Below are 10,147 nucleotides of genomic sequence, written 5' to 3'. Positions count from 1 at the left end.
CCGCTGTCACGCCGAACCTCCGCGAGCCTTCTGGACCTCCACCACGAGTCGGGCGTATCCGCTGCGCACCGGGTGCGTGGCGGCATCCGTCACTCCGCGGAAGACCGCCCTGCGCACGCCGGGCTCGACGACGAGGTCACCCTTCTCCACGCGGCAGTCCTCCTCGGCTGCAAGGGCCGCCCAGGCCACCACCGGACGGCCTCCCGAACGCACATCGAACTTCGCGACGGGCGTCAATCGCCACGGGTCCTCGGCAAGGGGGAGCCTGACCTCCACGGTCACGCTCCAGGCACCGGATTCCTCCACGCGTGCCATCACTCCGCGAACCGTGGGAAAGCCCTGGGTCCGCCGTGTAGGGCCAGTGTGCGCGTCCCAGGTGAGCAGCTCCCGCAGCGCCGCGGGGCCGCCTGCCCGCTTCGTCTCACGCCTGCCCACCAAGGCACGCACGGCCTTGTCGACATCGCTGCGGAACTCCTTCAGACGGCTGACGGCGCCCCGCTCGTAGAGCGAGGTGAGTTCCTCCGTCCGGTCCCAGCGGTCGTGCTCGGGTGGCTCCGAGGCGCGCAGGAATTCCTCGGCCAGGGCCACGTCATCGCCGTCCCGGTCCGTTGCGTAGCCGGCCAGCAGCACGGCCTGGAACGGCATCGTCCCCAGAGGCAGTTCGCGCGGCCGATGCTCCGTGATGGTCATGCGGTTGCCGCGCATGCAGACCACACGGCTGTGTCGCTCGTCCGCGTCGGCCGCCGGTGTGAGCAGGAGGACCGCCAGGTGCTCCCGGCCCTTGTCCCGCGCTCGTCCCTTGCCCTTCAAAGGCGTCACGATCAGAGGCACCTCGGCACGCGCCACCTGGTCCTCCGACGTCAGGCTGTCGACCGTGTGGCCGTCGAGGTGGGCTTGGAGGGCGCGACTCAAGGCAGGGTGGCGGGAGTACGGATCGACCCGCTCCTCGGGCACGACCACTTCCCCGTCGCGAAACGTGGACACGCGCGCCTCCAACAGGGGGCCCGCTGCGGCGCCTCCGATCATCGCCGCCCAAAAGCCGTCGGCCAGCGATCGCACGACTTTGTCGTGGAGGTCACGCAACTCCTCGGCGTCGCCCGAGGCGTCGTGGGCGCCGACCACCAGGAACGACGTGCCGGGTTCGCCGGTGTGCCGCTCGAGGTGCAGACTCCGCGCCGTCTCCTCGTCGGCCCACCACGACCGCGACACGTCCTTGTGCGCCGGGTCCGTATCCGGCTCGCCGAACCAGGCCGGGCCCGCGAAGGCCTCGCCGTCGACCTGACGCCACGGCAGGTCGAGACGTCCGATGACGCGTCGTTCGGTCCTGCCCTCGTGCTGCTCGGAGAGTGTGGAGTTGATGAGGACGAGACCGAAACGGCTGGCCGCCCACAGCGTTGCCTTGCCCAGTCCGTAGGACCCGCCCGCACGGCCTCCGGACTGTTTGTGACTGTCGAGCTGGCGCCTGACGACGGCGGCGAAGCGACCGTCGTGATACTCCGGTCCGGTGAGCCCGTTGGCGTTGAAGTCGTCCACCCGCAGCAGAAGCAGGGAGTTCTTCGACTCCAGTTCGTCCAACGCGGCCCGCAGGCTCCTCGACACCTTCTGCTCCGCCGCGGCCGCCCGATCGTAGTGCGGGCGCAGCTCGTCCCATTGGAGTGCGGCCAGGAACGCGGACAGGTGCCGGCCCGTCAATTCGTGCAGGGTGTAGTGCACTCGAACCGGCGCGTTGACGTCGAGTCGCTCGTCAAGCGCGTTCTGGGTGGCCTCCCTGGCCAATACGGCCATGTCCGCGTCGAAGGCGAAGGCAGCAGCATTGCCGTACTCGCGCCCGCCGTCGGCATGGGCCGTGCGATGGTGCCACCGCAACGGCCGATTCGTCGATATGTCGCTCGTCCGACTGTCGACGAGGTCGGGGTTGGTGCCGAACACCTCGGCCAGCGACCGTTTGGTCTCCTCCCGAGGCTCCGCTCGCCCGTTCACCCAGGCGGAAACAGCCGCACGGGTCAACCCGAGTCGGGCTGCCAGGTCGGATTGCGACATGTCCATCCGATTCAACTGCCGCGCGAGCCAGGGGCCGAAATCCTCACCTCGGTGCTCCATGCATCGCCCTCCGCTGTTCGGCTCGCCACGGCGTACGTCGCGATCACCCTAACAGGGCTTATTTGACAAAGAGGATGCTGTCAAATATTCGAGATGGATCCCTGCTCTCGCCTCTTGGGGCGTCCACTCGCGCGACGACTCGCGACGACGGCCAGCACGCGCGCCGCCGCCTCGTCCGCCCGCTCATGCTCCCAGACGCGCACGGCCAGCCACCCGGCCTCGGCCAACCGGGCGTCCGTGTCCAAGTCCCGACGCCGATTCCCCTCGATCTTGGCGCGCCAGAACTCGGCGTTGTTCTTCGGCCACGTGGCGTGAACGGGGCAGCCGTGCCAGAAACAGCCGTCCACGAACACCGCCACGCGTGCGGGCCCGAACACGATGTCGGCCTCGCGTCTCACGCCCTTCACCGGCTTCCGGTGGATCCGGTACCGAGCCCCCTTGGCGTGCAGCGCCTTGCGCAAGGCCACCTCCACGCCGGTGTCGCGGCTCTTCTGGCGACTCATTCGAGTACGCACGGTGGCCGTCGTTGCCAGTTTCTCCACCCCACCATTGTGAACCGGCCGAGCGCGGGCTCGCTCAGAACGGCAGCGGGAGTTGTTGGTGGCCGCGGGCCAGGGCTGTGGGTGGGGCGGGGCGGGTGGCTGCCAGGGTCAGGAAGGTGCGGAGGGCTGCTAGGACCTCCGTTGGGGTGTCTCGGAGTATCGAGGGGGTGGCGCTGATCACCAGGATGCCGTGGGACTCCAGGCGGAGGCGGCGGCGGAGGGTGGCGTGCCAGGCGTCGCGCGTGTAGTGGTACTCCGCCGAGTCGATCTCCAGGGCGACGCCCTCGTCGGGCCAGTAGGCGTCCGGGCTGGCCAGGAAGGTGCCGTCCGGGGTGTAGAGGCGGGCGTTCCACAAGGGGGTCGGGAGGTCCGTCGCGGTGAGGACGTCGCGGGCCTGGGCCTCGGCGATCGAGCGGACGCCGGCGAGGAGTTCGGACGCGGCCGCGCGGATCGCGGGGCGGGCCAGGAGGCGGGCCGCGCGGAGTTCGGCGTGCAGGTCGTGCGGGTGGCACCAGCCGGCCTGGACGACGTGGGCGAGGACCGAGCGGATCCGGTCGGGGTGTTCGGTGCGGGAGGCGAAGTCCGCCGCCGCGCGGACCGGGCGGGTGCTGGGGATGCCGCAGACCGTGATGGTGCGCGGCCAGCGCGAGGTGGGGAGCGGGCGGACCGCCGGGGTGCCGGTGAGTCGGCGCGGGGCGCGGATCAGTACGTCGGCTGGCATGGATGCGGCCTCGCGGATGCCGAGGAGGGCGAGGGCGGCGCCGCCGGTGAGGGCGGCCGTGTCGCCGGACAGGGGGTCGGCGGCGGGCTCGGCGGCGTACAGGACGGCGGCGAGGGCGCGTTGACGGTGGTCCGGGGGCCCGGTCTGGAGGAGGTAGACCCGGGGCAGTAAGCGCTGCCAGGGGCCGCCCGGGCGGGTGCGGGAGGTGATCGTGCCGTCGGGGACGCCGGCCGCGGTGAGCTGGTGACGCGTGGCCACGTTGAGCTGGCGCCGGGGCGCGCGGGCGTGCCGGGCCGACTGGGGCGGCTTGGTCTGCCGGGCCTGCTGCCGGGTCTTCTGCCGGGGCTGCTGCTGGGTCTGGTGCTGGGTCTGCCGGGGCGTGATCATGCGGCGGGTATGCCCCGCCGGGGTACGGCGGACACCACAGGTTCTAGCGGTTCGGGTGGTCCGGGGAGAGGAAGACGATCACGCCCGTCTCCGTGCCCGGGCGGGCCGGGACCTCGTGCCAGCCCAGGCGGCGGTACGTGGCCACGGTGTCGGTGGCCAGGCGGGAGGTCAGCAGCCAGGCGCGCCGGTCCGGGGCGTCGGCGGTGATCTCGGTGAGCAGGTCCCGGCCCGTGCCGCGGCCGCGCGCGTACGGGCGTACGGCGAGTTCGTCTATCTCCAGGGCGCCGGTCAGGAGCTCCTTCACGCGCTCGGGGCCCAGCTGCGCCGCGACCTGCGCGTACGCGCGGTTCTTGGGGAAGGTGGCCGGCGTGATCCAGCCCGTGGCGAAGCCGTCGATGCCTGTCGCGGACTGGGCGAGGGCCGTACGGAAGCCACGGCGCCGGGCGTCCACCGGGAGGCGGGCGGCGAACTGGCGAATGGTTTCTTCGTCCTCGTTCCAGGGCGGTCCGGAGAAGACGTCGGCGTAGGCGTCGACCAGTTCGTCCACGAGGTCGAGGACGGCCTGTCCGTAGCAGATCACGATGTCCTGGCTCCTGAGAGTGGTAGCGGGGAGTGTGGATTTTCCCCTTTGGGTGGGGAGAGTGAATTTATGCCCTTCGGGTTCCCGGAGCGCACACCGCACGGATCCGGCGAGTGTGCGACAAATCCCCTCCCCGCCCTCCGTGTCGGGAGGCCCGGCGCCCGCGTTGAGCAGCCGTGGACAGACTGCTTCGGGCGGCCGGCCGTTGCGCGCTCGCCTTTCTTCTCGTCCTGGGCGTCGTGGCGCTGCTGCCGCGCGCCGTACGGGACGCGGTGCCGGACGCCCTGATCGGCGGAGCCGTGGTCGTGGTGGTGTGGGTGCTGGGCGCCCGCCGGATGGCCGGGCGCCCGCGTTAGCCTCGTAGGACCATCGATACGACCGTCGACACGGCCACCGACACGGCCGTCGACACAGCAAGAGAAACCGAGGAGTTCGACATGGCGCGGGTACCGAGTTCCGTGGTGGCGGCCGCCGGGCTGGTCGGCGGCTACGCCGTCGCCCGCTGGACCAACAAGCGGCCCCTGGGCGGTGTCGTCCTCGGCGCCGCCGGGCTCGCCGCCGGACGCGAGTGGCACCGCCGGGGCGGCGCGCCCGCGGCCGCCGGGCTCGGGGCGCTGTACCTGGCCGGCTTCGCGGGCGCGCACCCGCTGGCCAAGAAGGTCGGCGCGTGGCCGGCCGTCTTCGGGGCCGCCGGGGTCGTGGCCGCCGCGTCCTGGGCCGTCGCCGACCGCCCCTGATCGCCGACCGCCCCTGATCAGCGGGACGGCCCCGAAGAGCCTACGCGCCGAACGCCCGGGACACCGTGTAGATCAGCAGGCCCGCCAGGGCGCCGACCACCGTGCCGTTGATGCGGATGAACTGCAGGTCCCGGCCGATGTGGGCCTCGATCTTGCGGGACGTGTGCTCGGCGTCCCAGCCCGCCACCGTGTCCGTGATCAGCGAGGTGATCTCGGTCCGGTAGTTGGTGACGACGTAGACGACCGCGCCCTCGATCCAGCCCTCCACCTTGTCCTGGAGCCGCCCGTCGGTGGCCAGCCGCGCCCCCAGGGACATCAGCGAGGAACGGACCCGCAGGCGCAGCTCGCTCTGCTCGTCCTCCGCCGCCGAGATGATCATCGATCGGATCGCGGTCCAGGCGGAGGCGATCACGTCCTGGACCTCCCCGCGCGCCAGCAGCTCGGACTTGAGCCGCTCGACCCGCGCCCGCGTCTCCGTGTCGGACTGCAGGTCGGCCGCGAAGTCCGTCAGGAACCGGTCCACCGCCCCGCGCGCCGGGTGTTCGGGCATGTCCCGCATCTCCGTGACGAAGCGGAGCAGCTCCTTGTACACGCGGTCGCCGATCTTGCGGTCCACGAACCGCGGGGTCCAGCCGGGCGCCCCGCCCTGCACCGCGTCCATCACCGACTCCCCGTGCGTGACCAGCCAGTCGTGGGCCTTGGCGCACACGAGGTCGACGGCGCGGTGGTGACCGCCGTCCGCGACGACCCGCTCCAGGGTCTTGCCGATGCCCGGCGCGATCTCGGCCGTCTCCGCGCGCCGGGTGATGGCCTCGCCCACGACGGCCTGCACGTCGGCGTCGCGCAGTACGGTCAGCGCTCCGCGCAGGGCGGTGGCCAGCTCCGCGGTGACCCGGTCGGCGTGCGCGGGCTCCGCCAGCCAGGCGCCGAGGCGGCCGCCGATGCCGAGGGAATGGAGTCGGGCCTTGACCACGTCGGAGGAGAGGAAGTTCTCGCCGACGAACTCCCCGAGGGAGATCCCGAGCTGGTCCTTCTTGGTAGGGATGATCGCCGTGTGCGGGATGGGCAGGCCGAGGGGCCGCCGGAACAGGGCGGTGACGGCGAACCAGTCCGCGAGCGCGCCGACCATGCCGGCCTCGGCGGCGGCCGCGACGTAGCCGGCCCAGCCGCCGGCGCCCCATGCGTGCTGGGCGTACTTGGCCAGTACGTAGACCAGCGCGACCAGGATCAGCAGGCCGGTCGCGGTGGTCTTCATCCGGCGTACGCCGCGACGGCGCTCCTCGTCGGCGGCGCTGAAGACGAAGGCGCCGCGGGCGGGCGGGGTCGCTGCCGCTCGTGGTGTCCGTGGCGGTGTCGGTGGCGGTGGGGCGGCACCTCCGACGGTGGTGCGGTGGTCCACGTGGTCCTGCCTTCCCCCGGGGGCGCCGGTTTTGTCTGCATAGCATCCGACTCCTGGGAGCCGCGAGGAGTTCCCGGCACGCCGTTTCGCGCCCCCGAGGCTCGGGCCCCGAGGCTCGGCGTGGGGGGCGGGCACTACAAGCCCCTGCTACAGCCCCTTGTCCAGCGAGGGCCCGGACTTCGGGCGCTTCGGCGGCTTGACCTTGATGTCCACCCCGCCCCAGAACGCGAAGCCCGTCACGACCACCCGCGGAGCGCCCGGCTCCGTCGGACCGCTGCCGACGCGCTGGTCGAAGGCGCCCATGACGCCGATGCCCCGGACGTCGACGGCCACGCCCGGTGGCACCGTGATCTCGATACCGCCCATGATCGCGACACAGTTGATCACGACCTCGGGCTGCGCGAAGTTCGCCTCGCGCAGGTCCAGCTCCCCGCCGCCCCAGAACGCCACCGCGTCGAAGCGGGCGGGAACCGTCCATGCCCCTTTGCGCTGGAACCCCGACATGACGGCCACGGCCGTGGTGGACGTACCCGCCCCGCCGATCCTCGCCGGCCAGGACGAGCCACCCGCCGGGGCGCCCACCGGGACGGCCGGGGAGGCCGCCCCCACCGCCGGCAGGTCCCGCGTCAGCGGTTCCAGTTCCGCGTACGTCCGGGACTTGTACGCCGCCTCCAGCCGCTCCTCGAATTCCTCCATGTCGAGCCGGCCCTCGGCGACGGCGTCCCGCAGACGCTCCACCACCCGGTCCCGGTCGGCATCCGACGCCCTCAGCTCCGGCAACGGCTTCTCCGGCCGCTCGTCACTCATGCGGACCAGCCTATGCAGGGATCCAGGAGAGTTGTACGGGTTGAACCCCTGTCCGACTCGGGGTTGCCCCTGATTTCCCCCCGGCCCGCCAACCCCGCCCCAACCCCCGCCCGCCCGCCCGCCAACGACCGCCCGCTACCCCCGCCCCGCGTACATCCGCGCGATCACGTCCTCGATGTCCGGTTCCCGCACCGACAGGTCCACCAGCGGGTACCGCGCCGCCACCGCCGCGACCAGCGGCGCGGCCGAAGCCCCCGCCGGGAACGCCAGCCACTGCCGCGGCCCCTCCACCTTCACCACCCGCGCGCCCGCCACCTCGATCGGCGCGAGCTCCCGCTCCAGGTCGACCACCAGGGTCCGCTCGCTCTCCCCCACCGACCCCGCCGAGTGCAGCCCGGCCAGCGCCCCGTCGTACATCAGCCGCCCGTGGTCGATGACCATCACCCGCTCGCACAGCTGCTCGATGTCCTGGAGGTCGTGCGTGGTCAGCAGCACCGTCGTGCCGAGCTCCTCGTTCAACTGCCGCAGGAAGCCCCGTACCTTCGCCTTGCTCACCACGTCCAGCCCGATCGTCGGCTCGTCCAGGTACAGCACGTCCGGATCGTGCAGCAGCGCCGCCGCGATGTCCCCGCGCATCCGCTGCCCCAGCGACAGCTGCCGCACCGGTACGTCGAGCAGCTCGGCCAGGTCCAGCCGCTCCACGCAGCGGTCCAGGTTCTCCTCGAACCGCGCCCGCGGGATCCGGTACATCCGCCGCATCAGACCGTACGAGTCCTTCAGCGGCAGGTCCCACCACAGCGTCGTGCGCTGCCCGAACACCACCCCGATCCGGTGCGCGAGCCGCAACCGCTCCCGCGCCGGGTCGATGCCCGCGACGCGCAGCCGGCCGCCGCTCGGGGTCAGGATCCCCGTCAGCATCTTGATCGTGGTCGACTTCCCGGCGCCGTTGGGCCCGATGTAGCCGACCATCTCGCCCCGAGCCACCTCGAAGCTGATCCCGTCCACCGCCCTGACCTGGCGTTTCTCCCGGCGCATCAGGCCCACTCGACGCCGTACGTCGAAGACCTTCTCGACCCCGTCCAGCGAGATCAACGCATCCGACACAGCTAGCTCCCCGTGCTTCGGTACGAACGGACTCCCGCGCGCCACGCCAGCGACGCGGGCAGGAACACCACGAAGGCCACCAGCGGGCTCAGGAACGCGACCCACCCCGGCAGCCCCAGCGGGTCGGGCCGCCCCAGCACGTACAGCGCCGGCAGCCAGTTGACGAAGGCCAGCGGGACGATGAAGGTCACCCCGCGCAGCAGGTCCTGCGCGAAGATCGTCGGCGGGTACTGGAGCATCGCGTTCCCGCCGTACGTGAAGGAGTTCTGCACCTCCGCCGCGTCCCCGGCGACGAACTGGAACGCGGCCCCGGCCACCATCACCGCCGCGAAGATCGCCGCCCCGGCCACGATCATGACGGGCACCAACAGCGCCTTCCCGACCGACCAGTCCACGTCCAGCGCCGACACCGCCCAGCCCAGCACCGCCAGCCCCTGCCCGATGCGCCCCAGTCGGCGCAGCGCGAACCGGTCCGCCGCGACCTGCGCGAGCACCGGAACCGGGCGCACCAGCATCGTGTCGAGGGAGCCGTCGCGGACGCGGACGCCGACCCGGTCGGTGTTGCCGAGCAGCAGGGTGGCCAGTCCCAGCGAGGCCGAGCAGGACCCGTACAGCAGGGCGATCTCGGGCAGCGAGAAGCCGCCCAGCGCGTCCACGTGCCGGAACATGATCCAGATCCCGATGAAGTCGAGCATCTGGATCGCCGCGTTTCCGAACACCGAGAGGAAGAAGGACGTCCGGTACGTCATCGTCGACCGGATCCACATCGCGACGATCAGCCCGTAACCGCGCAGCCCCTCCCGCACCCGGCCGCGCCGGGGCACCTCCACGACATCGAACTTCCGCGCCGGCTCCCGCTCCAGCACCGCCTCAGCCACCCTGGACCACCACCTTCCGAGTCGCCGCCGACTGCAACAGCCGCCCCGCGCCCAGCAGTACGCACGCCCACACGCCCTGGAACCCCAGCGCTCCGGCGGCGCTCCCGGCTCCGGAATGCTCGCCCAGCAGCACGTCCATCGGGACCTGGAGCATCGCCGACCACGGCAGGCTCCGGACCAACTCCCCGAAGCCGCCCGGGAACACGGTCAGCGGCAGCAGCACCCCGGAGAAGAAGATCGCGACGACGTTCGCCATCAGATTGACCCCGGACCCGTCCATCAGCCAGAACGCCGCCAGCCCCAGCAGATAGCGCAGCGCGAAACTCACCGTCAGCCCGAGCACGACGGAGACCAGGAACAGCAGCCAGCGCAACGGATCGGCGGGCAGCGCCAGCCGGAACGCCAGCGCCCCGACCGCCAGCGGGACCACGCCCCGCCCCGCCAACTGGAAGGCGGCCCGCCCCAGGTCGGCCGCGAGCCACCACATCTGCAGGTCCGCCGGCCGGTACAGGTCGACGGCGATGTCCCCCGTACGGACACGTTCCTGGAGCTCCTCCTGGAAACCGCCCCCGATCAACGCCCCGGCGGCGAGCAACGACTGGCTCACCCACACGAAAGTCAGGGCCTGCGCCTGGTCGTAGCCGCCGAGTCCGGGCCGCTCGTCCCACAGCGCGATGTACGTGTACGCGACGATGAAACCGAACACGGTGTTGGTGAACACACCGGCCGCCGTCGCCGTCCCGTAAGTGGCGTAGCGCCGGAATCCGCCTGCCCCGACAGCCAGGTAGAGCCGCACCCGATCACACGCTCTCTGACGCACCGTATCCCTCCGTTTCCCACGTCGTTCCTACGTCGGCCAAAGCGCGCGAGCTTAGTGCGGAGGGGCGAGCCA

At 71.8% G+C, this 10,147-nt stretch carries 11 protein-coding genes; 2 read left to right on the top strand and 9 right to left on the bottom strand.

Features of this window, described 5'->3' with window-relative positions:
• Positions 1–6 precede the first annotated feature (6 nt).
• From JIW86_RS25340 to JIW86_RS25325, 4 genes are all read right to left on the bottom strand, one after another.
• Complete coding sequence (locus tag JIW86_RS25340) at positions 7–2,100, bottom strand: helix-turn-helix domain-containing protein (RefSeq protein WP_257556169.1); 2,094 nt, start codon at positions 2,098–2,100, stop codon at positions 7–9.
• Between the two features lie 80 nt (positions 2,101–2,180).
• Positions 2,181–2,642 carry a very short patch repair endonuclease gene (locus JIW86_RS25335; protein WP_257556168.1) on the bottom strand — a complete coding sequence of 154 codons (462 nt, stop codon included), beginning with the start codon at positions 2,640–2,642 and terminating at the stop codon, positions 2,181–2,183.
• Positions 2,643–2,676: 34 nt separating this feature from the next.
• On the bottom strand, positions 2,677–3,750 hold the full coding sequence (locus tag JIW86_RS25330) for a hypothetical protein (RefSeq protein WP_257556167.1): 1,074 nt from the start codon (positions 3,748–3,750) through the stop codon (positions 2,677–2,679).
• A 43-nt stretch (positions 3,751–3,793) separates the two neighbouring features.
• Positions 3,794–4,330, bottom strand: a complete 537-nt coding sequence (locus JIW86_RS25325; protein WP_257556166.1) for a GNAT family N-acetyltransferase — start codon at positions 4,328–4,330, stop codon at positions 3,794–3,796.
• Positions 4,331–4,506: 176 nt separating this feature from the next.
• On the opposite strand from JIW86_RS25325, the gene JIW86_RS25320 reads away from it, so the two are divergent.
• Positions 4,507–4,686: a hypothetical protein gene (locus JIW86_RS25320; RefSeq protein ID WP_215140337.1), complete on the top strand. Its 180-nt coding sequence runs from the start codon at positions 4,507–4,509 to the stop codon at positions 4,684–4,686.
• A gap of 81 nt (positions 4,687–4,767) precedes the next feature.
• Positions 4,768–5,067, top strand: a complete 300-nt coding sequence (locus JIW86_RS25315) for a hypothetical protein (RefSeq protein ID WP_257556165.1) — start codon at positions 4,768–4,770, stop codon at positions 5,065–5,067.
• 40 nt (positions 5,068–5,107) lie between these two features.
• Here the strand turns inward: JIW86_RS25315 and JIW86_RS25310 are convergent, their stop codons facing one another.
• The 5 genes from JIW86_RS25310 to JIW86_RS25290 all read right to left on the bottom strand — a co-directional run bounded on the left by JIW86_RS25310 (position 5,108) and on the right by JIW86_RS25290 (position 10,051).
• The gene (locus JIW86_RS25310; protein ID WP_257556164.1) at positions 5,108–6,466 is read right to left on the bottom strand and encodes a DUF445 domain-containing protein; all 1,359 of its coding nucleotides are present in this window, start codon (positions 6,464–6,466) and stop codon (positions 5,108–5,110) included.
• A 147-nt stretch (positions 6,467–6,613) separates the two neighbouring features.
• Positions 6,614–7,273, bottom strand: coding sequence for a DUF1707 SHOCT-like domain-containing protein (locus JIW86_RS25305; RefSeq protein WP_257556163.1), 660 nt, complete (start codon positions 7,271–7,273; stop codon positions 6,614–6,616).
• A gap of 135 nt (positions 7,274–7,408) precedes the next feature.
• A complete protein-coding gene (locus tag JIW86_RS25300) occupies positions 7,409–8,377 on the bottom strand; it encodes an ABC transporter ATP-binding protein (RefSeq protein WP_257556162.1) in 969 nt (322 codons plus the stop codon).
• Between the two features lie 2 nt (positions 8,378–8,379).
• Positions 8,380–9,255: an ABC transporter permease gene (locus tag JIW86_RS25295; RefSeq protein ID WP_406367010.1), complete on the bottom strand. Its 876-nt coding sequence runs from the start codon at positions 9,253–9,255 to the stop codon at positions 8,380–8,382.
• Positions 9,248–10,051, bottom strand: a complete 804-nt coding sequence (locus tag JIW86_RS25290; protein ID WP_416237687.1) for an ABC transporter permease — start codon at positions 10,049–10,051, stop codon at positions 9,248–9,250. Before JIW86_RS25290 ends, JIW86_RS25295 begins: the two co-directional genes overlap by 8 nt.
• Positions 10,052–10,147: the final 96 nt, after the last annotated feature.

The sequence above is a fragment of the Streptomyces sp. NBC_00162 genome (assembly GCF_024611995.1).
In the GTDB taxonomy this organism is placed as follows: domain Bacteria; phylum Actinomycetota; class Actinomycetes; order Streptomycetales; family Streptomycetaceae; genus Streptomyces.
Note: the sequence above shows the minus strand (reverse complement) of the source record. Positions and strands in the feature narration are given on the sequence as shown.